This is a genomic window from Paenibacillus sp. PvR133 (assembly GCF_017833155.1).
GTDB classification, from domain to species: domain Bacteria; phylum Bacillota; class Bacilli; order Paenibacillales; family Paenibacillaceae; genus Paenibacillus; species Paenibacillus polymyxa_B.
In genome coordinates this window covers 2,677,199-2,700,960 of sequence record NZ_JAFIBS010000001.1, presented here as the reverse complement: position 1 = coordinate 2,700,960, position 23,762 = coordinate 2,677,199, and the positions used below count along the sequence as shown (strand labels likewise).

20 protein-coding genes and 1 riboswitch are annotated in these 23,762 nt (G+C 47.5%); of the genes, 1 reads left to right on the top strand and 19 read right to left on the bottom strand.

Translation table 11 applies throughout. From position 1 onward, the window contains the following. Positions 1-200 precede the first annotated feature (200 nt). The 7 genes from JOE49_RS11770 to JOE49_RS11740 form a co-directional block, all read right to left on the bottom strand. Complete coding sequence (locus JOE49_RS11770; RefSeq protein ID WP_209941262.1) at positions 201-1,463, bottom strand: hypothetical protein; 1,263 nt, start codon at positions 1,461-1,463, stop codon at positions 201-203. After that, positions 1,450-2,793: a flippase gene (locus JOE49_RS11765; protein WP_053324853.1), complete on the bottom strand. Its 1,344-nt coding sequence runs from the start codon at positions 2,791-2,793 to the stop codon at positions 1,450-1,452. Before JOE49_RS11765 ends, JOE49_RS11770 begins: the two co-directional genes overlap by 14 nt. A gap of 77 nt (positions 2,794-2,870) precedes the next feature. Beyond that, on the bottom strand, positions 2,871-3,860 hold the full coding sequence (gene gmd, locus JOE49_RS11760) for a GDP-mannose 4,6-dehydratase (protein ID WP_023987436.1): 990 nt from the start codon (positions 3,858-3,860) through the stop codon (positions 2,871-2,873). Positions 3,861-3,881: 21 nt separating this feature from the next. Then, on the bottom strand, positions 3,882-4,820 hold the full coding sequence (fcl, locus tag JOE49_RS11755; RefSeq protein WP_013309171.1) for a GDP-L-fucose synthase: 939 nt from the start codon (positions 4,818-4,820) through the stop codon (positions 3,882-3,884). Between the two features lie 36 nt (positions 4,821-4,856). Further along, positions 4,857-5,555 (bottom strand): sugar transferase, encoded by a 699-nt coding sequence (locus tag JOE49_RS11750; protein WP_023987434.1) that lies wholly within the window; start codon positions 5,553-5,555, stop codon positions 4,857-4,859. Between the two features lie 85 nt (positions 5,556-5,640). After that, a complete protein-coding gene (locus tag JOE49_RS11745) occupies positions 5,641-6,327 on the bottom strand; it encodes a CpsD/CapB family tyrosine-protein kinase (RefSeq protein WP_023987433.1) in 687 nt (228 codons plus the stop codon). Next, on the bottom strand, positions 6,308-7,057 hold the full coding sequence (locus tag JOE49_RS11740) for a YveK family protein (RefSeq protein ID WP_023987432.1): 750 nt from the start codon (positions 7,055-7,057) through the stop codon (positions 6,308-6,310). The genes JOE49_RS11745 and JOE49_RS11740 overlap by 20 nt, the downstream gene beginning before the upstream one ends. 327 nt (positions 7,058-7,384) lie before the next feature. On the opposite strand from JOE49_RS11740, the gene JOE49_RS11735 reads away from it, so the two are divergent. Then, on the top strand, positions 7,385-7,753 hold the full coding sequence (locus JOE49_RS11735) for a helix-turn-helix domain-containing protein (RefSeq protein WP_023987431.1): 369 nt from the start codon (positions 7,385-7,387) through the stop codon (positions 7,751-7,753). Positions 7,754-7,806: 53 nt separating this feature from the next. On the opposite strand, the gene JOE49_RS11730 is transcribed toward JOE49_RS11735, so the two are convergent. The 12 genes from JOE49_RS11730 to JOE49_RS11675 form a co-directional block, all read right to left on the bottom strand. Beyond that, positions 7,807-7,989: a hypothetical protein gene (locus tag JOE49_RS11730; protein ID WP_071559043.1), complete on the bottom strand. Its 183-nt coding sequence runs from the start codon at positions 7,987-7,989 to the stop codon at positions 7,807-7,809. Positions 7,990-8,300: 311 nt separating this feature from the next. Beyond that, positions 8,301-10,595 (bottom strand): PD-(D/E)XK nuclease family protein, encoded by a 2,295-nt coding sequence (locus tag JOE49_RS11725; protein ID WP_209941260.1) that lies wholly within the window; start codon positions 10,593-10,595, stop codon positions 8,301-8,303. A gap of 48 nt (positions 10,596-10,643) precedes the next feature. After that, entirely contained in the window at positions 10,644-12,218 is a 1,575-nt protein-coding gene (locus JOE49_RS11720; protein ID WP_071559045.1) for a glycosyl hydrolase, read from the bottom strand. 13 nt (positions 12,219-12,231) lie between these two features. Continuing rightward, a riboswitch (cyclic di-GMP riboswitch) is annotated at positions 12,232-12,312 on the bottom strand. Between the two features lie 156 nt (positions 12,313-12,468). Beyond that, on the bottom strand, positions 12,469-13,845 hold the full coding sequence (locus JOE49_RS11715) for a sugar phosphate nucleotidyltransferase (protein WP_013309163.1): 1,377 nt from the start codon (positions 13,843-13,845) through the stop codon (positions 12,469-12,471). 666 nt (positions 13,846-14,511) lie between these two features. Next, positions 14,512-15,840 carry a UDP-glucose dehydrogenase family protein gene (locus tag JOE49_RS11710; RefSeq protein WP_160789660.1) on the bottom strand — a complete coding sequence of 443 codons (1,329 nt, stop codon included), beginning with the start codon at positions 15,838-15,840 and terminating at the stop codon, positions 14,512-14,514. A 5-nt stretch (positions 15,841-15,845) separates the two neighbouring features. Beyond that, entirely contained in the window at positions 15,846-16,946 is a 1,101-nt protein-coding gene (locus JOE49_RS11705) for a glycosyltransferase (RefSeq protein WP_023987424.1), read from the bottom strand. Between the two features lie 28 nt (positions 16,947-16,974). Next, on the bottom strand, positions 16,975-18,123 hold the full coding sequence (locus tag JOE49_RS11700) for a glycosyltransferase family 4 protein (RefSeq protein WP_209941258.1): 1,149 nt from the start codon (positions 18,121-18,123) through the stop codon (positions 16,975-16,977). Continuing rightward, positions 18,120-19,307, bottom strand: a complete 1,188-nt coding sequence (locus JOE49_RS11695) for a glycosyltransferase family 4 protein (protein ID WP_209941256.1) — start codon at positions 19,305-19,307, stop codon at positions 18,120-18,122. The genes JOE49_RS11700 and JOE49_RS11695 overlap by 4 nt, the downstream gene beginning before the upstream one ends. After that, positions 19,294-20,133, bottom strand: coding sequence for a glycosyltransferase family 2 protein (locus JOE49_RS11690; protein WP_023987421.1), 840 nt, complete (start codon positions 20,131-20,133; stop codon positions 19,294-19,296). Before JOE49_RS11690 ends, JOE49_RS11695 begins: the two co-directional genes overlap by 14 nt. Positions 20,134-20,155: 22 nt before the next feature. After that, positions 20,156-21,535 (bottom strand): lipopolysaccharide biosynthesis protein, encoded by a 1,380-nt coding sequence (locus JOE49_RS11685; protein WP_013309157.1) that lies wholly within the window; start codon positions 21,533-21,535, stop codon positions 20,156-20,158. 5 nt (positions 21,536-21,540) lie between these two features. Continuing rightward, complete coding sequence (locus tag JOE49_RS11680; RefSeq protein ID WP_023987420.1) at positions 21,541-22,983, bottom strand: O-antigen ligase family protein; 1,443 nt, start codon at positions 22,981-22,983, stop codon at positions 21,541-21,543. A 5-nt stretch (positions 22,984-22,988) separates the two neighbouring features. Continuing rightward, the gene (locus JOE49_RS11675; RefSeq protein ID WP_209941254.1) at positions 22,989-23,759 is read right to left on the bottom strand and encodes a WecB/TagA/CpsF family glycosyltransferase; all 771 of its coding nucleotides are present in this window, start codon (positions 23,757-23,759) and stop codon (positions 22,989-22,991) included. Between the last annotated feature and the right edge of the window lie 3 nt (positions 23,760-23,762).

The window sequence follows — 23,762 nt, the reverse complement described above, 5'->3', positions numbered from 1 at the left end:
TGGGCTGGGGGAAATTCTTTTTGGCGGCGGTGGGTAGCGGAGGGTAAGGATTTGAATCTGGAGAAGCGTAGCGTTCGCCTTTGACGAGGGATTCCGACCTCTTACAGTGCCTATTCAATCTAGGGAATCTCTCGTCAACAGCGATCGGAAGATCAAACCCGTCCCGAAGCGGCCTTCCATCCACAATAGTTGCTCCAGGATCAAACCCGCCCCGAAGCGGCCTTTCCCCTCCAACTTGAATGTTCACGCTGCCTTTCCTCCATCATCTGCATATTAAAATGGTCTGCCCCTTTGAGCTGGGCAGCTGCCATATCCGCCACTAGAGTCACACTCGATTCCATCGGCACAAAGCGGTATTTGTAGGCTGTAAGCCGATGATCCGTTTCGTGAAATAAAATATCCTGAGCGTAATTCCCCCATCGGTCCTTGGGCATCAAATCAATAGTCATGCCAGCATGCGCAGAGGGCAGCAGCATATTAGAACCGTGGATGCCGATCACTAATCGGCTGGCTGCGTATACCTCGCAGACCCGCAGCTCACTTTCCCGGTCAAAGCGTGTGACACGCTCATCAGAAATCCATGCCGGGAAGCTCCCGGTACGCCCAAGTCCAGCGACTGTAAAACGATGATCTGGGAAGCTTTCTCTTAGCCTGCGGAACAGCCGTATGATTTTACTGCGCTGATGATAAATTAGCGGTTTTAGCCAACGTTTGAGCTGCGGAAATTTCTGTACCGCTCTTGCGATATGATGGCTGCCGCTCCACAAGCGATCTTCCCTCCATACGAAGGTAATGCGCGGCTCCGACTCACGCCCCTCGTCATAGCGGGAGACACCTGTAAACTGCTCAATATCAAACTGATTGGGATGTGAATATGCCGGGCTGACATACACCTCATCAAAGCGCATCAGTTCCTCAATCATCCGATGATGTAACACAGGATAAAAGTTTCGTGCTCTGCTGAACGGCACATCAACCGTCCAAATTTCAGACACATATGCTGGCACCATCCATTCCAGCGACTTTTGCACAATGACGATGATGCCCAGGTCCGGCGATTGCTCGTATTCGCGTTGCACATTGAGCAGCTTGAGCAAAGCATGACCATACAAATAATCCATTGTGTTGATGATAATCACACGTGTAGAAGCTTTCATTTTATGCACAGTCATGCCGACTGCTAAGTCATAGGAAGGATTCATCAACGATTGCCGCAAAGGCTCTCCGAGCCATTTTCTCGACTTCGCATCACCGGTCAGAATATAGTCAGGCATTTCTACACGATAAGGTGAATACGTAGCATGACCGACCCTCATGTCCTCGAGATATTCACGTCCGCACCCCTCACACGCAGTGCTGACACATACATGGATTCCCTGCCACAGCACCTCTCCACCACGTACCTTACCTCCACAATGAGGGCACTGTTCCTCATGCCGAACAAACGGTTTAATGGGTATCATGATTGTTCTCTCCAACTTTCGGTACTGTAATATGAACACGCCAGAAGGTCAGGATGGACTTCATCATCCAACCCAAATTAGATTTAACTTCCTTAAATAGCAAATCTAATAGAAATACAGATATCGTAAAGGACAAGATCGTCGCCACTAACGACCCTCGGACACCAAGCAACGGGATTAGCGCGTAATTGAAAGCGATATTCGTAACCGCACCCACCACCGAGGTCAGCAGCGTGTATCTGAACAAATTTTCATTGGTAATAAACAAGCTTTTAGCAACACTGAAGTTGGTGAAAAACAGACGAATCGCAAACAGAGACAACAGCGAACCTGCTTCGGTAAATTCTTTCCCATACAGCACAACCACTACCCATTGGGATAGAAAAAATAAAGGTACCGAGGTCACAAGAAAGCATATAAACATCAGGCGATACACCGTAGACAATGTCTGTCTGTATTCGTCGCTTCCTTTCTGCTTGGAGCGGGTTACTACTGGAGCATAGGCCGTTGTCAGTACAACCGGAATGAAGCCCAGCACTTCGATAAGTCGGAGTGCAACGGAGTATTGCCCAACCGCAGCGTTCCCCAGCAGTTCACCGATAATGACTTGATCGATCCGTGCCTGTACATATACAGCAGAGGATGACAGTATAAGCGGCCAGCTGTGATTCATGATTCGTCGAGCTGTGGCTAAACGGAACGTCCATCGGTTCACACGTCGTCCTTCCTTATGGAAGAAATACAGCAGCAGCAGGCTCCCCAACAGAAACTCTCCATGAGCACACAACGCCACCACCCATATCGGAACACCGGACAACAACAGAATGATTTTAATGGTGGAGCCGAGAACAAAGGCGGTATTCTTGGCAACGACCGTGTATTTGGACAGCATCTGCGCACGAAACCAGTAGTCGATGATATCAAACAATTGAAATACCGAGGCCGTAGCCAGGATCAGATTGATCAACCGCACCGAACTGTCTTCCGGTCTGAGCAGTGAAATGAAGGAATAGGACAGTACAATGGCTATCAGAGTACCTACCAATTTCAGCAGAACCGCCGTACCCAATAGCTCATGCTCATCCTTGGGGTCTTTGACAAGATCGCGTACTAATATAGAATCAAAGCCAAGGGTCGTGAAAATCAGAAACATCCCGAAAAAGGATTCCGCATAATTCCACTTTCCCAGTTCCTCTGGTCCCAACACTCTCGCCATGATGATGCTGACTGCCAGGCCGAACACCATGCGAATCATTTTGTCACCGAACAGCCATGATGTATTCACCAGCAAACTTCTGCGCGGTTTGGCGCGTTTTTCGACTAATGTCATAGGTTTTACTCCATCTTGAAAAATGACCTTGCGTACAGCGAAGAGACCCCCGCCCAGGCGGATGGCCTCTCCATCTCTTACACGACGACAGAAGCTTCAACTGCAGCCTGCCTTTTTACCCGCTCCAAGTCTGTATCCACCATCATATGAATGAGCTGCTCGAAGCCTACTTCCAATCGCCAGCCCAGCTTTTCTTTCGCCTTGGCACAATCGCCGAGCAATAGATCTACCTCTGCCGGACGGACAAATTGAGGATCGATCACGACGTAATCCTCGTAATTTAGGCCTACATGGGAAAAGGCAATTTGCAGCAGTTCACGCACAGAATGCATTTCTCCCGTGGAAATGACGTAATCATCCGGTTGATCCTGCTGAAGCATCAGCCACATCGCCTTTACATAATCCCCTGCAAAACCCCAGTCTCGCAGTGAATCCAAATTTCCCATGCGCAGCTCCTGCTGCAACCCCAGCTTGATACGAGCTACCGCATCCGACACCTTACGCGTTACAAATTCCAGTCCTCGGCGTGGGGATTCGTGATTGAACAGAATGCCAGAGCAAGCAAACATATTAAAGCTTTCGCGATAGTTCACTGTAATCCAATGGCCGTACACTTTGGCGACACCGTAGGGACTACGTGGGTAAAACGGAGTCGTTTCTGTCTGCGGTGTCTCCAGCACCTTACCGAACATCTCGCTGCTTGACGCCTGATAAAAGCGCGCTTCCGGTTTGGCAATTCGAACCGCCTCCAGCATATTGGTGACAGACAGCGCTGTAATCTGACCTGTAGCCAACGGCTGCGGCCATGAGGCCGCTACGAAGGATTGAGCAGCCAAGTTGTAGACCTCATCCGGGTCGGACTGACGCACGGCTTCGATCAATGAAGCCAGATCGGTCATATCACCGGAAAGCCAGTGGATGTCATTCTGGATATGCGCTACATTTTCAAAGTTCGGTGTGCTGGTTCGTCTGCGCACCCCGTACACCTCATAATCCTTGGACAGCAGCAACTCAGCCAGATAGGACCCGTCTTGTCCGGTAATCCCTGTGATCAGCGCTTTTTTCATTCCCATTCCCCCACCGTTTTTTTATTGTTCAACCAGATCCAGACCTTGAAATGCCTGATACACAGACTTTAATCCCTCTTCTAGTGAAATACGCGCCGACCAACCCAGCTCGGAAATTCGGGATACATCTACCAACTTACGCGGCGTTCCATCAGGAGCGGAGGTGTTAAAGGTAATTTCTCCCTCATAGCCGACTACATTCTTCACTCGTTCAGCCAGCTCACGAATAGAGATATCCTCACCTACGCCGATATTTACAATTTCATTTCCCTCATAATTGTTCATCAGGAACAGACAGGCTTCAGCCAAATCATCAGAATGAAGAAATTCTCGCCGCGGCGTACCTGAGCCCCATACTTCGACAGTCGGAGATTGATTCAGCTTGGCTTCATGAAACTTGCGGATGAGCGCAGGCAGCACATGAGAGGTCTGGAGATCAAAGTTGTCGCCCGGACCGTATAAATTCGTCGGCATCACAGAAATAAACCGGGTTCCATACTGACGGTTGTAAGACTGACACATTTTAATCCCGGCAATTTTAGCAATTGCATAGGCCTCATTAGTAGGCTCCAGTTCACCTGTAAGCAGATATTCTTCCCGCAACGGCTGCGGAGCAAATTTAGGATAGATACAAGTAGAGCCGAGGAATAACAGCTTGCCTACATTCGCCCGGTATGCCGCATCAATCACATTCGTTTGTATAAGCAGATTGTCACGGATAAAATCAGCCGGATATTCGTTATTCGCCAAAATCCCACCAACCTTGGCCGCTGCCAGAAATACATAATCCACAGGCTCTGTTTCAAAAAAATGATCTACTGCCTCTTTATTGCGTAGATCCAGCTCACGGCTTGTGCGAGTAATAATATGACGGTAACCCGCATCCTGAAGCGCTCGGACAATAGCGGAACCCACCAGTCCATTATGCCCTGCTACATATATGTTGGAATGAAGATCCATACTTATCCCCTACCTTCTTCGTGAAAATGAAAGACTTTAATACGCATCCTTGGAGCCTAGCAGCACACGAAATGTTTTCAGCATAATGATCATATCTGTGCGGAAACTGCGTCTGGATATGTACTCCAAATCCAGTTCTACCATCTGGTTAAAGCTTAAATGATTACGACCGCTGATCTGCCATAGACCAGTGCAGCCCGGTGTAACCGTCAGACGCAGCTTATCCCTCACTGTGTAATCATGGACTTCTCTTGGCAATGGGGGTCTGGGTCCTACCAGACTCATCTGCCCACGTAGTACATTGAACAGTTGTGGCAGCTCGTCGATGCTCGTTCTGCGAAGAAAGCGACCCACACGGGTAATTCGGGGATCGTCCCGCATTTTGAACATCGCACCCTCAATTTCATTTTCCACCAGCAGTGCAGACAATCTGGCTTCGGCATCAGACACCATAGAACGAAATTTGATCATGCGAAACGGCCGCTCGTTTTTTCCAATACGTACTTGATAAAATATTGCACTTCCTTTTGGGTCCTCCAGCTTAATCAGCAAAATGACAAGCAGAAATACCGGGCATAGCACGATGATTCCAATGAAAGACAATATAATATCCATGCTTCGCTTCACGAACGGGTATACGTTCCATCCTTGCCGCCGTTCAAGCCCATGAGCAACCGAATAAACATCCACTGACGCGCCCAGCACTTCGGCCTCGTTCGAGCGGGAAGAAGACACGTCTCATCACCTCGCTCCTTATTGATAAGTATTATTTATACATTGTTAAAAGAATTTTATATACTATCATTTTCCTCCTTTTTATTCATGTCAGATTGCGTTCCTCCATCCCCCGCTCGGCGCGGGTATTCGAACGCTTCACATTATTAAGTACTACACCCAGAATGCGCGCCTTTACTCTTTCCAAATTCGCTTTTGCTTTCTTGACGATATCCTTTTTGACTTTCCCTGCCTGCACCACCAGAATGACTCCGTCACACATAGCGCTTATAATTAAGCCATCCGGAAAGGACAGCAACGGCGGCGTATCCATTAAGATCACGTCATAATGTTCTTTTAGGTCAACCAGCAGAGCATTCATTCTGCGGGAACTGAGCATCTCGGACGGATTGGGCGGGTTCGGTCCGGCTGTAATTGCATGCAGATGGTCAATCCCGGTTTCCTGAACCACATCCTGCCATGCCTGTTGATTGGCAAGCACCCGTGTCAGCCCCGTGTGATTACGCAAACCAAACATATGGTGCAAAGAGGAACGACGCAGATCCATATCCATAATCAGCACCTTTTTCCCCTCTTGCGCATAGGTTACAGCCAAATTGCTAATCGTGACCGTTCTACCTTCACCCGCCTGAGCGGACGCCACCATCATAACCTCAATCGGCTCGTCTATAGAAGAAAACTGGATGTTAGTACGAAGCATGCGGTACTCCTCCGAAACGGAAGACTGAGCATGTAGGGATGTAACGAGCTGATTATTGATTAATCGCGGCATATTGCCCTTCACCTACCTGTTTAGGAGTTGTAGTGGAGCTGTCGGAGCGTTTATCTTCTTTTTTCATTTTCGTAATCAAGGATAGGGTAGGCAGACCGAGTTCTTTTTCAATATCCTCTTCATTCTTAAATGTATCATCCAGTACCTCCAGCAAAAACGCCAAGCCTATTCCCAACAATAAAGAGGTGGCAAAAGCAATAAATATCTGTATAGCGGGATTACTGTTCACGGGAACTGCTGGATCATTCAGACTGGCTTCGCTTAGGATGGTGACATTGTCCATTTTCATGATAGAGGGGATTTGCCGTTTGAATACTTTGGCTACCGCATTGACGGTTTTCACAGCCTTCGTATACGATAAATCGCGGATTGTTACATCCATGACCTGTGAATCACCTGCGGTGTTCACTCTTAATTTTGACGCCAAAGCTGACGGAGTGACCTTAAGGTCGGGGAAGCTGGCGACCACCTGATCCATAATCGCCGAGGAGATCATGATTTGCTTATAGGAGTTCGTTAAGGCTATATTCGTTTGAACTACACTGTAATCAACGACACCTGCACGATCCGGTCGTGGCGTCTGGTTGATAATGAGCTTTGCGGTAGCTTCGTAAATCTGCGGGGTAAAATATACATTTTTTATGCCCACTACAGTACATACCAGCAATACGATGCTACCAATCAACCACATTCTTTTACGGATCAAACGGATGTACTCTTTCAACTGCACAAGACCAGTCCTCCCTGATTGACTTGTTTTCGATGCAATAACGCTTGTACTGATCCTCTGCATAACGGGGAAAAGAACGATGCATGACCCTCTAATCTATAGTAAAATGTTGTATAATAGCGCATAGAAGGTCCAGCCAGCGAATAAGCACAAAATGCTCAATCATCGGTGGCCTCTTAGGGTATATAAACGAAGACATAAGTGAAAACTATGAAATAAAGATACGTTATGTAACTTACATAACTAATTTATGATACAAATCGTATCTTGTCAAGCGTAAAATTGCTTTTTTACCTTTCTTAACCTTGCCTTCAGGAGGAAAAACAGATGAATTATGGCACCCGCATCGCTGAATTACGAGAACATAAGGGATTAAAACAAGAGGAACTAGCGCAATCCCTCGGAATTACGCGGGCAGCTCTTTCTCACTATGAAAAAAATAGGCGCAAGCCAGATTTTGAGATCCTGACCAAGCTCGCTGATATTTTCGGGGTAACGATTGACTACTTGGTGGGACGTACGAGCCATCCGGCGGCAATATTGGATTCAGATGTGAGGGAATTTGTGGACCAGCTTGAACTGTCCGACGAGGATATTCTGCGACGTTTCAACCTGACCATTGACGGACGCACCTTGTCTGAGGAAGAAGCCAAACGTTTTATTGCATTTGTCCGAATGGAACGAATGATGGAATAAAGAACGCGGCCGACTGCCTTACGTCTCAATCAAGTAAGACCAGCCGTTGGAATTTACACGCGCTTGTCCTTCCGGTATGTGGTTTCATCAGCGTCGCTTTCTAGCCATTCTGGTATCGTGATACCACATTGGAGCAAGATGTCCCGGATGTCCAAGTGGATGGCAGCTTTGTCTGCTTTCTGTACGTTGTTTCGAAAAAGAGGGTTGTTCACCCCTAATTCTGTCTCCTTGTTCATTCAGCACTAACCTCGCTTTATTATTCTTGGTCACCGGAAAGAGATTTCCCACAAACCATGTATGTATAGTCATGAACAAAACTATTATATATGAATACATACCTGCAATGTTGTCGTCTTATGACGAGAATATAAAAGGATTTTCTTATTTTTTTCTTCATTATACGTAAAGTATTGGCAAATCAGAACGATTTTCCAACAAAAAAGAACCTGTCAGGTCCTATTTTCTCCTGATAGGTTCTTTTTTGTTTTAATTCGAAATGATGTTAGGTATTCGTTATCTAAGGTCCTATATACATTCCGATCTAATATTAAGCGACCTCGGCTGCCTGGGAAACCTGAGTGCCTCCGGTCGCCCGAACTTTGTAGACATAATGGCCTCCGGCTTTTACTGTGCGGTCTGTATACGTGCTTCCCGCTACTTGCGAGGCGATCACCTGATAGGCCCCGTCGGTCCCGTCAGCACGCAGCACATCATAGGAAGATACGCCTTCTGCCTGAAGCCAATTAATCTTTACTGCCCCATCCTGAACAGAGGCAGCCTTCACCCCTGTTGGAGCTGAAGCTGCGGTTTGATCTGTACTTTTTAATTCCAAAATATATTGTACCGCTTCGCCAGGACCCAGCTTTTCTTCAAAATCAAGAGCAGGAGAAGCCTTGAGCCCTGATATGGAACGTTGTGCCTGACTGTAAGTAGAACCCGCTCCAAAACGTTCACCCGTGTACAAACCGGCTTTCGGCATCGTTACGCGTACACGAACTGTCTGCGTGGTAGCTTCGAAATTCACTAGATTCACCAGCAATTTGTCTGAAGTAGCGCCGCTACCTGCCAGCGGTTTAAGCTTGGACGTATCCACCGCACGAACATACACCATCTTATCCTTGGTATCCTCTGGATTCAGCACTGTATAAGTCAGAGGTTTTCCATGGGTGGCATAGGCTAAGCTCAAGCGTCTCATGATCTTAACGCGGGTGTCCTGTCCTTGCCCGAACGGATAAATTTCTGTGTTGGCCGGGTTATGACTTTGCAGATCGAAGCCTGTTTTAAACAGCGTATAATCTTTATAAAAAGCAGCGTGCTGGATAAACATATCGGCAAACCCAATTTGCGAACGCATAATCCGGTCGAATGCAGCTGCTTGTGGCTGACTAGCCCCGTAATCTGGATTGTCTCGATGCGTATCATTGGTACCGAACTCTGTGTTCAGCATCTTTTTCGCCAGTCCATTGCTCGAACCGCCGAAGGTTTTCAAATTTTGGACGAAGCTGCCCCCGCCCTCTTCATTATACGATTCACCATAGGCGTGTCCATTGGTCAGGTCGGTGACTTCCTCCAGCTGTTTACGTTGCGCCGGGTCCCGTTCCCATCCATCTGGGTCACCGCATTTTTGCGTACCACTGGTTTGATTTTTGCATGCTTTGGTAGAGTACGTTGGCCAGTAGGCCCAGCCCGGTGCTACGGTTTTGAGATGCGGTGCCAATTGCTTGCCTTCTGTATTCAACCACTTGGCCACAGCCAGGTTTACCGCCTTGGAGCGATTAAATAATCCAGGTTCATTATCTACTTCATAATATTGAAGATAAGAACCGTATTTTTTTACATAATCGCGCAACTTTTGCTTGGCCGTCTCTGGTAGAGAACCATCTTTTTGCAGCTTAATATCACCTGTATATAAATACAAAGCAGACGATTGCATATTATACTGCTTTAACGTTTGATAGTAATCATCCACGTCTGTACAGGCCTTGCCCACATTACTGGCACAGGTGACCCTCATGACGTTGCCACTATAAGCAATGCCCAGCCACTTGAGAACGTATGGTAAATGCTTAACTGCACCCTGATCATAATAAAATTCTTTATTGTTCACATTTGTTCCGGTCAGTATATATTTACCGTGTACCGGTTCGGTCGCAGGTGAAGCTAACGTCTCCAAGCTCAAGTCATCCCAAGTCCACCACACATTTTTATCTTCTGCAGAGGAGCAGTATAGGCAGCGCGCTGTCTTTAGCTTGAGTACGTTAACACCGCTTTGCAATTGCTCTTTGGGTATATACAGCTCGTAGTTGTTTTTGAAATTATAAGCACTCCCAGTACCGGAAACCCCGGCAATCTGAATAATACCGGACAGCTGATGATTTGAAAATACAGCCATTTGCGGGACTGCTTTGCCCGCATCCAAAATCCGAACACGGAATATCATACCATTGGGAGGAATCTGATTCAGCTTATACTGGAGTGTCAGTTCAGGGTTCGTGGACGCATTCAAACCGGGAGGAATATCTCCACTGCTGAGCAATACCGGAACTGTTGTACTCTCTGCTTCCGACAATGCTGACAATGATCCTTTAGCAGACGATTCGGTAGAGGCAGCTGCTGTAGAAATATCGATATTATCCCTACCGACCACACCTTTGAATTCCGCTGAAGAGTCATCCCTCTGACCCAGCTTCCATACTGGACTGGCAGCCGCTACTTTATCCGTCTGCAATTCTGCGCTTCTTGAAGGCGTGTATATAAACCAAGCGATCATCGCTATAGCTACGACCGCTAGTAGTCCAGATAAAACTACTGAATACCTATGGGATAACCATTTTTTTATCATATGATCCACCCTCTCTCCTCAAATTTTTTGACCGGGAAAGAGTATCAATCAAGGAAGAAACAAAGCGTTTCCGGGAATCACCGCTTTCGCTTCATGCTGACTTTCCCACATTAGACGTGCCATCGCGTCGCCTTTTTCATCATAGTATTCCACTTTTAAATCTACCATTTTGCCTGCTTCCAAAGTAATACTACCTTTACGCTCTGTCCAGCTTTGTTTGAACCAGCTGTCAATAACCAACTTGCCGTCTACCCATACACGGATACCGTCATCGGATATCGTTGTGAACGTATAGGTCTCGCTATATTGCGGTTTGATTTTACCCGTCCAGCGAACCGAGAACTGATCGGCATTCACCTTTGGATCAGCTGCATTGGCACGCCAGTTGTAGTCCAGCTTGCTATCTGTACGGATCAAAGCAGGACTTCCGCTCAAATTCATATTGTTAAAATATTCGCCCTGCAGCCCGTTCACATATACCACATCAGGAACGGAAGGAGGAGTCGGAGCCGGGATAGGCTCACTTTGTCCCTCGTCCGGTAAGGTCGGTACGTCTGTCCCAGGTTGTTCGATTGCTGCCAGCCCATTTTTCACATCATCCCGCGTCAAACTCTTCGAATCATTCATATAATCCTGAATTTGATTTGTTGTGTTATTCTCAGTCAGCATCTTGCCCCAAGTCATGGAATATACCCATTTAGGTTGAGCCTGCAATACCTCAGAACTAGGCATCTCACCGTGCTCCCCAATGGCAATCGGCTTATTCCGTGCCAACCCGAGCAGACCTTCGTAATGACTTTGCTTAAAATCATTGTTGTAAATGTCTACTGCCAAAATGTCCACTTTGTCATCCCCCGGGTATTTCGGGGTATATGGGACGGTATACGAATTGGGAGCATTCGGACTCCATACCCACAGCAGATTGTTCAATTGATGTGTGTTTGTAAAACGGTCGTACATGATATTCCATAGCTGATTGAAATTATTTTTGTTTCCCCACCAGAACCAGTCACCATTCATTTCGTGGTAAGGTCTCCACAAAACCGGAACCCCTGCATCACGAAGCTGCTTTAACGATACAGCGACCTTATCCAGATCGGCAATGAGGAGGTTATACTGCGCAGTACCTGGAGTCACGTATTTGTTGAACTCTGCCTGACTTACTTTCGCCTGTACATTGGCCCAAGTCAGTGGCCTACCTGGTAGCGCTTCATGAAAAGTCATCGTCACAATTCCACCGGATCTGTCCCAACGGATAGCACTATCGACGACATTTTTACGTTGTGCTGCTTCCGTAGCGTCAGATTGACCAGAGATAGCTCCCATCTCATAGCCGTGTACACCAACATATGCCTGACTGATTTTTTGGACCTTGTTACTTAATTCATCTGGACTTTCCAAATAATCATGCTGACCGGTGACTATTTTTTTCCCTGAGATGTTGAGTAAATAATTGTATAGTTCACGGGCCTGAGTAGAAGCGTCCGAATTAACAGGTTGTAATGAAGCGGCATTCGCCACCGACAGAGAATCTCCAAAACCGACGGGCAACAATGAAAAAAGCATAACAACGGGGAGTACATGACGTATCAGTCGATACAGAGGAATAAAATTGAATCTCACTTTCGCTCTTCCTTTCGGTAGCCAGGCTGCCATCCTTGTGGAAGGCCCTTTAGCTTTGCGTACCTGCCTTTCGACAGGGCTGCGTTTATCGTTGGAAGGAGTTTGGATTCCTTCTTACCCTAAGTATCGACTTTTTTTTACCAAAATTTAATAGGTCATGTTCATGAATTTACAGGTTTTCGCCCAATTTCGACAGTTTAGGCTATGAATTTTCATGAATTCGTCTTTTTTTTCGTTTTTACGAAAATAATTAGGAGATAAATTGGTGACGGGAAATTTCATTCCAATCCATACAAAAGCGGACAATATCCTCTTCAACCAACTCAGAGCCAGTCTGCACCTCAATAAAATCCACATCGGTCACTGCCAAAATGCTATGCTTCGTCCCTTCAGGGATACGTACTACGTCACCAGCCTTCACTTTGTGCAGCTTCTCATTCAAAATAATTTCCGCTTCACCGCTAATAATGGTCCAGATTTCACTTCGTTTGAAATGAAGCTGGTAGCTGATATTTTTGCCTTTCCGTACGCGGATTCGTTTGGTCAATACCTCGTTACCCTCGTCATACTTGACATAATCGACAACCCGATACTGCCCCCAACGACGTTCTTCATACATTGGACGCTGATCATGAGCCTTGAGCACTTCCTTAATGCGAGGACTTTCAGCCTTATTGGTCACAAGAATACCATCCGGGCTAGCGGCTACAATCAGATCATTCGTTCCAATGATCGCCACAGGAATGTCTAACTCGTTAATAAGGCTCGTATTGACGCAATCCTCCGTTACTACACCTCTGCCCACTTGTTGATTAGACATTTCTTCTGTGAGTGTATTCCAGGTACCCAAATCCTTCCAAAAACCATCATACGGAAGAACTACGATGTCCTTTTCCTTCTCGACTACTTCATAGTCAAAGCTGATTTTTTCCAGAGATGCGTATTGCTTTTGCATTTCTTCATAATTAAGTGGCAACCCCTTGGATGCCAAGATATCCAGCAAATAACTTAATTTGAATGCAAAAACCCCGCAGTTCCATAGAGCATTGCGTTCAATCAGACGCTCCGCCTGCTCCCGGTCGGGTTTCTCTTGAAAATGGCTCACTTCACGGTAGCCTGTGCTACCTTGAGTGGCATCGTTTTTCGGAATAATGTAACCATATTTCTCTGAAGGATAGGAAGGGACAACTCCGATTAAAGCAAGCTTGCCTTCACTCTCCTGAAGCGTATGTTCCAGCTGGGCTACGGAAGCGAAGAAAGCATCCTCAACATAAGGATCTACAGGCAATATTGCTATAATTTCATCAGGTGAAACACCTGCAATGGAATATAGATAAGTCGCTGTCAGCGCAATCGCAGGAAAGGTGTCTCTGCGTTCCGGCTCAACAATGATGCGTGTATTCGGCCCGACCTGACTCTGGATCATTTCGACCTGTGCTCTCCCTGTCGCAATAAACGAGGATTCTGATAATCCGTTGTCTCCCAATTGTCTCCATACCCGCTGTACCATGGATTCAGAAATCCCCTCCGGGCTCTCCAGTACCTTCAAAAATTGTTTGGAACGGGAATCGTTGGACAAAGGCCATAATCTTTTACCGGAACCACCAGACAAAAGTACGAGCTTCATAACTCTCCACTTCCTCTCTATATTGGTTGGATGATCGTTCTGATGATGAGTTGACTACCCGCTACGGTATGAATTTAATCTTATGATCGCTGTTGGACCGGGATTCACTCGATTATATAAAATCGTATATAGGTTTGAATCCCACTAAGCTTATGCTTCCGATGCGAGCTTTCCTTTGGAAAGCTTTCAGGCGAACGCTCCGCTTCTCCAGATTCAAATCCATCCCTGCGCTACTCAAAAATGCATCATGCCGATCATACCGTTTATTGCAAAAGGCACGACCGGACATTATTAAGTCCGGTCAGCCTGTAAAATCTCACGCTTGGCGTTTACCTGCCTTGCTTCACAGGAGCGGCGCCGCGGTACAGCCGCATGGCGCTTTGATCGGAAGGAGCGGCATCAACCGCGCCGCTCCTTCTGATCTGCCCTTCTACTCCCCCCATAAGGTGGGAGTTTAAAAATTGTGACTCCACGGCGAAAAGCAGCGGAGCGGGCAGAATTGTTCTGGAGAAGCGTCAGCGTTTGCCTTTATCCCCGGATTTTAACCTTTGAATGTTTTATATAATCCAGAAAATCCGGGGGTAACAGCAATCGGAAGAACAATCTGCACGCGCAGCGCCTTCAGCGCCTCCAACACCGCCACAGTCACTTTTTAATCTGTCACTTTTAAACTTCCACTTTATCCCGATTCCACCCACTCATCCGCGGACGACCCACGGAGTAGTATTCCAGCCCGGAGCCTTGGATCTGTTCCTCACCGAATACGTTACGACCGTCAATGAGAACCGGTTTGTGCAGAATGGAGGCCAGTTGTACGAGATCAACTTTTTTGAACTCTTCCCAATCGGTCAACAGGCACACAGCGTCGCTACCTTCAGCGGCTTGCTGTGGGGATGAGCACCACATAATATTCGGGTGATCCACGCGCTCCTTGAATTTATCCATCGCAATGGGATCATACAGCTTGACAATAGCGCCTGCCTGAATGAGCGTTTCTACGATTTCCAGTGCTGGAGCTTCTCGGATGTCATCTGTATTTGGCTTGAAGGCGAGGCCCCAAATGCCAATGGACACACCGTTCAGTTGACCCAGCGATTCGCGCAGCTTGGATACAATCATAAATCGCTGGTCGGTATTCACCTCGACCACCGATTTCAACAACTTAAATTCATAGTCTACATTACCTGCAATTTGGATAAGCGCATTTGTGTCTTTTGGAAAGCAAGAGCCACCATACCCGATCCCTGCTTGTAGGAAAGAGGAACCAATCCGTTTGTCCATACCCATACCGTCAGCCACACAGGTTACATCGGCGCCAACCTTTTCGCAAATATTAGCGATTTCGTTAATGAACGAAATTTTAGTTGCCAGAAACGCATTGGACGCGTATTTGATCATTTCAGCACTACGGATATCCGTCACATAGATTTTATCCGTGAAGACCTGATGCAGAGTGACCATGGTTTCACGCAATCCTGTATTGTCCAAACCAATAATGATGCGATCCGGATGAAGCGTATCATTGATGGCTGAGCCTTCTCTCAGGAACTCCGGCGCGGAGACGATATCGAAAGACAAGCTCGTGTGACGAGCCAACACGTCCTTAATCTTTTCGTTCGTTCCGACAGGTACAGTACTCTTGGTCATAATAATCTTATACCCGTTCATGGCTTTCCCAACATCAGCGGCCGCCTGTTCAATGTACGACAAATTCGCCTCGCCGTTAGCCAGAGAAGGCGTACCTACCGCCAAAATTACGATATCCGAGCGGCGTACCGCATCGGCCAAATCCGAGGTGAACTCCAACCGGCCCGCTTCCAGATTCAACGCGATCAATTCCTCAATACCCGGTTCATAAATCGGAGATTCTGCCCGGTTCAACATGTCGATTTTGTGCTGCTCCAGATCGACACAAATCACCTCATTACCTTTTTGCGCAAAACATACACCCGAGACGAGCCCAACGTATCCAGTACCGATTACAGCCAGCTTCATTCCGTTCATCCTCCTTTTAGAAAGTTCACATAGGCTTGTTCTACATACTTTTTTAATTGATCCTTGAAGTTTTCTTCATCAAATTTGCGGGCATGGGTAATGATATCGTCCACATTCCATGCATGTTGCTCAACCTTTTCGACGGCCTCCAGCACATCCTCTACTTGATGCTTGCGGAAAAATACGCCGTTCACATGAGGAACAATCGTATCCAGCGCTCCCCCACCCTGAAAAGCGATGACAGGCCGTCCGGCCGCATTCGCCTCCAAAGGCGTAATACCGAAGTCCTCTTCACCCGGAAAAACGAGCGCTCGGCATTCTGCCATCAGCTTGTTAACCTCTTCATCCTCAAGCCTGCCGAGGAACTCAATGTTCGGGGCAGCCATACCTTCGAGTCGTTTACGGTCCGGTCCTTCACCCACAATGCGCAGCTTGAGACCGTTACGTTTGAATGCTTCGATCGCGAGATCGATGCGCTTGTAGGACACCAATCGGGATACGATCAGGTAATAGTCACCGATGTTTGTAGCGCGTTTAAAACGGGATGTATTAATAGGTGGGAAAATCACATCCGAATCCCTTTGGTAATAGTGCAAAATTCTTCGTTTAACAACCGAAGAGTTGGCAACAAACTGGTCTACGTTGCGAGAAGTTTTGGCATCCCATGTTTTCAACCGGTTCATGTACAGCTTGAGCATGTTTTTGAGCAGGTTGGATTTGGACTGCCGGGCCATATATGTATCGTAATCCCAGGCAAACCGCATCGGTGTGTGACAATAACAAATGTGAAACGTATGTTTGGGTACCTGGATGCTTTTCATAAATGCACTACTGGAGCTTAAAACAATGTCGAAATCCCTAAAATCAAAATCACGGATAGCAATGGGATACAGCGGCAGCACTCCTTTGAAGTTGTCCTTCACTCCTGGGACTTTTTGTAGCCAAGTGGCTCTAATATCCGCATCCTTCAAGTTACGCGACAGGCGGTCGTCGCTGAACACCGTTGTGAAGATAGGAGCCTCCGGATACATATCGTGGAATACCTCTACTACCCTTTCCGCTCCGCCCATTTGGATTAAGTAATCGTGTGCTATCGCTATTTTCATCTGAATCATCCTTTAACGCGAATGTCGGTCAGACTCCTGCCAACAAACCCTTATAGTAATGAACTATATCCTTAACTGTGTTCTCGATGACAAAATGCTTTTTGACCCGTTCCATCCCTCTCTCACCCATCTGCTGACGTTCTTGTGGATGCTCCAACATCCAGCGGATGGCTTCTTCCAGCTTAGCCGGATCACCCGGTTCAATAAGCAGCCCGGTTTCATGGGGTACCACCGTTTCCTTGGGTCCACCCTCATTGGAAGCAATCACTGGGAGACCCGCAGCCATGCCTTCAATAATGACCTGACCGAATGGTTCTGGTGTAATAGAGGTATGAATCAGCAAATCACAACGCTGCATCAGACCTTGAATGTCATCGACGTGTCCCAGCAGATTGACGTTAGCCAACCCGTATTCGCGCATTGTGGACTCTAATCGTTGCTTGTATTCCTCTTCTCCGAACAACGCATCTCCAGCCAGCCAGAATTTCACGCGCTGATCCGGTAAAAAGGAGCGTGCCGCTTCCAGTAAAATATGCTGTCCCTTCCATTCCGCCAATCTGCCGACCAATACGACGTTAAACGACTCATCACCACGTGAATCCGCAGCCGTGTCACGTGCTGTAATTGCTTTGGCAAAAGCAGAGTAAACGACGAGCGTCTTTTTGTCCGGGGGTAACTCCAACGCACTCAGCGTGGATTTGGAATTAGCAATCACTCCGTTGGGCAAAAAGCGGGACATCAGCCGAATCCCTTTGGCCACAATCGGCTTCAAATACGGCGGACCGATGTGGTCACGGATATGCCAGATCAAGGGCAGCTTCGCCGATTTGGCGGCTACTGTACCATACAGTGCAGACTTGAGCGAGTTCGTGTGAACGCACACGACCTTTTCCTCACGCAGCAAGGGCGCAAGTTTTCTACCGTAAGCCAGCAAACGAAAAGCTGCTGCAGGCGCACCTAGATTCACGGCATTCCGTCCCCGATTGCGAATCGAATCGTCCAATGGAACGATGCGCACATCAATATCACGCTGTCGAAGCCGATCTGCTAAATCGCCCTCCTCTGCCAAAATAACGAGCGGGTCGATATGTTCCCCGATATTCGTCAGTATGTTGTACAAAGCGACTTCGCCGCCGCTCCATCTTGCCGTATGGTCAATATAAGCTACTCTCATCATTTCGCCGCCGCCTTTCTATCAAGGACCTGTCGGAACACCTCTTCCACCTGCTCCGCTACATGTCCCCATGTATATCTGCTCAGGACATGGTCCCGGCATTCCCTTGCATTCGGTAGAAGTTCACGATGATCCAGCACACGCAGCAACCCTTCAGCAATGGCTTCACTATCCGTTCCCTTGAACAAAAGCTCGGGACGGAATCCTCTTAAAATCTCCTTATTGCCACCCACAGGAGTCGCCAGCACCGGCAGTCCCGAGGCCATCGCCTCCACTGTGATCAGACCGAAACCTTCCAGTGCCTGTGTGGGTACAACGAACAAATTCGATGCTTGGTGATACAGTGGAAGCTCCTCATCCGACACATAACCGAGCAGCCTTACATGGTTATGAAGATTGTATTCCTCCACCTTGGAAGCCAATTCCTCCATCAAGGGGCCCTTCCCTCCAATCAGCAACAGATGATCAGGATGACGCTCGGTGACTCGTCTCCATGCTTCGAGTAGCTGTAGCAGTCCCATTCGATTAACAAGACGACGAACGGTTAGCACAATCGTCGCGTTTTGCGGCAAATTCAGGCGCTCCCGTACTGCTCCCCGATCCTCTGCTGGGTGGAACCTTTCTACATTCGCCGCTCCAGGAATAATATGAATTTTGCTGAGTGGAACCTTATAGTGCTCATGCAAAATATCCCGAAAAGTCTCGCTTAGCACTATAAATTTATCCGACAGACCGTAGGCCTTCATTTCAATGGATTTAGCCAACGTCGTTTTTAGAAAATGCTTGATGCCCTGTCCTTCAATCTTCATTTCCTCCGTCCACGGTCCGTGAAAGGTGGTAACTACCGGGATTCCTCTTTTTTTCGCCTCCAGCGCTGGCCCGACACTATAGGGAGCAAAATGGGAATACAATATATCCATCGGTTGCTTGTCGAACAACTCTGCTGCATATTTTTGCATTAGCTCTCGGCGCTTCCAGATGGATTGCTGCTTGCTGCCAATCGTATGAATCCGAATCCGGTCGGGCGCTTGCGGCTGCTCGTCACTACAGATTAGAGCATCCAACGTATTGCGCTCTAACGTAAGCTGCTCACAGATGGATTTAAAATATGTGTTGAGGCCTCCTGGCTGCAAAGACGGCCAGCTAAGCCCCGTTGCCGCAATACGAAATCCGTTATTGTACGACATAGCTGGTTTCTCCTTTCTGCTCGGTATGTCCGTCATCCACGATTTCTATCTTTTTTCGCCGCTTGGTTAGCTCATAATGCTTGAAGCAGACGAGAAACTCATACATCACCCAGAATACTGCTACGGCAAAACCCGCCAATCCCTTGCGGTATAAGCCTTGGACAAAATACTTCTGCACAAAGCGGGCAGGAGGCCGCCACAACAGTCTGGTAATCCGAAAGGATCTTCCTTTGTTAAATGCCGTCTCTGCTTCCAGATCTGTATATTTGTTAAAACGGGTCATATGATCACTGATGCTGCGGAAGCCGTAGTGCCATAACACGCCCTCCAGATTGACAATCTGGGAAGAGGCTACATCCGGCATTTCATGAACAAGACTATTCGTAATGCCATAAATACGCCGATTGTACAAACGAACCAGGTATTCGCCTTTGTTCATCCATTTGCCGAGAAAATCTCCAATCCGGAATACGGAATATGCTTTGGCCGGATCGTGGAGCGTTTCCTTTACTTTCAACAAGTCTCCAAGCAACTCTGCATCCACTACTTCGTCCGTATCAATCAGGAATATCCAATCAAATTCCGCTTTTTCAACACCAAACATGCGCTGTTTGGCATAACCGGGCCACGGGTTAGAAAACACCCGACAGCCCAAGGATTCAGCTACCTGAATCGTATTGTCCTTGCTCCCTCCGTCAATGACGACGATATCGTCCGCAAAGGGCTTGCAGGATTTAATGGCGGCTGTGATTCGAGTGCCATCATCCTGAGCGATAATAACTACGGATATCCGGTTGTCCGCGGGAACGCTAGACATGTGGTTCATTAGCAGGTGCCTCCTTCTTTATCTAACCGTTAACTGGCTTTTTCCGGATGTAGTGTGACATCGTTGATCGGAGCCATTGAAAATCTTGTTTGGAAATAAGCAGTCTTGGAATCTTCATTTTTAGAACGAATTTAACATTACATAAAATGAAAATGAACCGTAGAATTCCCGAAGACAGCATTGCTATCCCTGCACCCGTCAATCCATATTTCGGTACGAGTATGGACAGCAATGGAATGACGAGCGCCAATCCGACACCCTGTAGAATGGTAACCAGTTTGGGCTTACCCAACGCCATAAATTGTTGTGCCAGCACCATGGTTCCCCCACTGATAGCAACCTCAAGCACCAGGAACCGGAATACCGTAAGCGCTTGTTTAAACTCTTGACCATATAACAATGTAAATACGAACGGAGCAATCAGCATCAGCATCACCGCAGCCAGAAAGGTTGCCGTTGATGTCACTCGAAATGCCCGAAATGTTATGGCCACCGCCTCTTCCTTATTCAGACCGGAGGCTTTGGGAAACAGCACGACAATGATCGAGGTAGAAAATACATTCACCATCCTGGCCAAGCTGACCGCTACTGCATATAAACCGAGATCAGCGGGTCTGAGCAGACCCGCAATCAAAATCTGATCAATATAAGTGGAAACCTGCCCCATGAGATCATTTCCGTATGAACCCATACCGTAGGTAAAGAGATTTTTAAATTGCGTCCAGCTGTTCTTTACCTTAGGTTTGTACAGCCGAATCATTCGTATCGTGACACCAATATAAATCGGCAAGCCCGGCAGTAAATAGGCCAATGCCGAGGTGTACGGATTCATATTTCCGGTTAAGATCAGAATCGCCAGACCCAGCAGTGTACTTAGCGGTACCAGATACCGGAATAAATTGTACTGCTTATATTCCGAGCGAACTTGAAGCAATGCATTATTGATCTGTGAAATCGCTATGAGCGGACACATCATCATGGAGCACTGCGCGAAAAGTATGACCGATGAAGAAAAAGAGCGCAGCCAATAAGGAATTAGAAAAACTCCGACGAGTGTCGCCAAGCCCCCGAACATGGTAGCCAGTAGCAAGGCCAGACCATACAGCTTGCCCGTTTCCTCCGGTTTCCTTTTCGCATTGTAAATCAATGCAGACGGGACACCGAAGCTCATGCAGAAGGCGAGAAATTGGGACCAGTTCACCATCGCTGTCTGTTCCCCGCGTCCAGTAGGACCCAGGAATCGTGCCGTTAGCACACCAGTCAGCATATTCACGACGAGAATCAGCATACTGAATATCATCGTTTTTACTGCTGCAGAGCTGTTATCCTTGCTTTTGGCAAACCGAATCACCGTGGACCATAGTGTCCGGACAGGTGCGGATAATGCTTGTAAGTTTTGCACAGCCTTTACCTTCTTTCCGCGATGACATCTTTTGCCCATAGTCCTATTCCGATCATCATCCAGATCAGATAGCCGCGCATACCGGGGAAACCATTATCTGATATGAGACTGGCTACAGCTCCGGCCCACGTAGCCAACGCCAGTCTGATATAAGGCTGACTGGCATCTCGTGCGGCAATACGGGCGAGAAGGCGCTTGATGATAACGAAGAGACCACCGAAGAAAAAGAATGCCCCGAAAATACCGAAGGTGAGGAAAATGGCGATATATCCATTATCCATAATCCCAAGTTCGCCGAGATCGCCGCCGTTATCAAGCTTGGTTCCGATTCCTACACTCCCAATCCCCTGCCCGACCGGATTGCCAGCAATCGCCGGAAGCATCGTATGCAGTAAATCCAAACGTTCATTGTACGAATGATCCTGCTGAATATCCGTCAGCGTCTGCATGCGAGCCACCAAACCTTCTGCCCCTGGAAGTTTTGGAACAATGATGTAGAGAAGAAGGCCAACTATAGCTAGTTGAAACAAGGTTTTCCACTTTCCCTTGGAAGATGAACTGAGAATGTAAGCCAGTAACATGACGAATGCAATTAGCCAGGCTGAACGTACCAGCGTGATTAAAAGGCAAACGACCGTCAGCAGGATTCCGATCCATCCCAAAGTGCCACGCCAACGTTTTTCCATTAGCATGGGTACAAGTGCCATCGCCAGGAAAATAGCGCAGGGACCGGGCGAGTTCATGGAAGAAAATACTCTGATTTGAAGTGGTTCTGGAACACCAATGGAATTCATTTCTACATGATTCATCCAAAATGCATCCCACGGAGGCACCGTCAAGTACTGGATAATGCCGTAGATTGCCACAAGAACAGCAATGTTGGCATATGAATACAGCAGTCGGTCCAGCTCCTTCGCCTTCATGGGCTTAATCGCAAGATAAGGCAACAGGATCAAAGGAACCACATAATTGGCTAAATCATAAGCAAAAACAATACCATTTTTGAATAACCCGACCACACTTCCGTAGGCCAATTCTATGCCGAAAAATACAGCAATTCGGGTCAAGGGTTTTTCCGCCTGATGAATGCCTCGCAACACAGGAATAATCAACATACTGCTTACCAGCAGCGGTGCCACGCTCAACAAGGAAACCGAGTGATATGTTCCCTCCATCCAATCCGCAATGCGGCGGATTTCCGGGCCTACTGCCCACACTGCCAGTGTGTAAGGAATCAGTAGCCGCGATTGCAAGATCGCCAGCAGGAAGGCCGGAAAAACGAGCGCCAGCAATATGGCTCCCTGCTGGCTCATGGTGGGATTCATCTTGGCGCTGACAAATCCGATGGCGAGTGGCAACATACAAGCCAGCAACCCCATGCCGATCATGCTGATTCCACGCCGATTTCCTAGCCAAACGGAAATCTGCTGATCTGCCAACCGACTCATGTTTCTCACCCCTGACCTCCCTTCATCCGCTTCCGCTTGAACATCTCCTTAAACAGCAGAACGAGAAATTGGGAATCCTCAATCAAATATCTTTTCCACAATCGTTTAGGCTCCTGAGACAACCTCCAGAACCATTCAAATCCCGTCTTCTGCATCAGCTCCGGTGCTCTTTTCACATTTCCCGACAGGAAATCAAAGGTCGCTCCCACCCCAATCGAAATCGGAGCGCGGTAAGTCTCGTAATATCTGTAAATCCATTTTTCCTGTTTAGGGGCGCCCACACCTACAAAAACGATGTCCGGGCGAGCCTCTTGAAGCAATTGGACAATGTGCCTATTCTCCTCCTCGTTTTTCTCAAAGCCATAAGAAGGAGAGTAACAGCCCACCACATTCATGTTCGGATAAGATTCCTGGAGATTGAGCATAGCCTTCTCAGGAACACCGTCAGCTGCACCCAGAAAAAATAAACGATAGCCTCGATCCTCAAAAGCCTCTCCCAACCGAGTGAACAAATCTGACCCGGAGACCTTTTGTTTGAGGGGTTTTTTCAGTAACTTGGACGCCCATATGATAGGCATCCCATCGGCCACTACAGCTCCGGCATCCGAATACACCTTGCGGAATTCATCATCCTTGCGAAGCTTGATCACATGATCGACATTACAGGTCAAAATGTAGGAATGACGCTGATGTTCAATAGAAGTATCTATAAATTCGAGTAGATCATTAAAATCGTAATTATCAAAGTTGACATCGAACATGTTCACTCTGCTCATCGT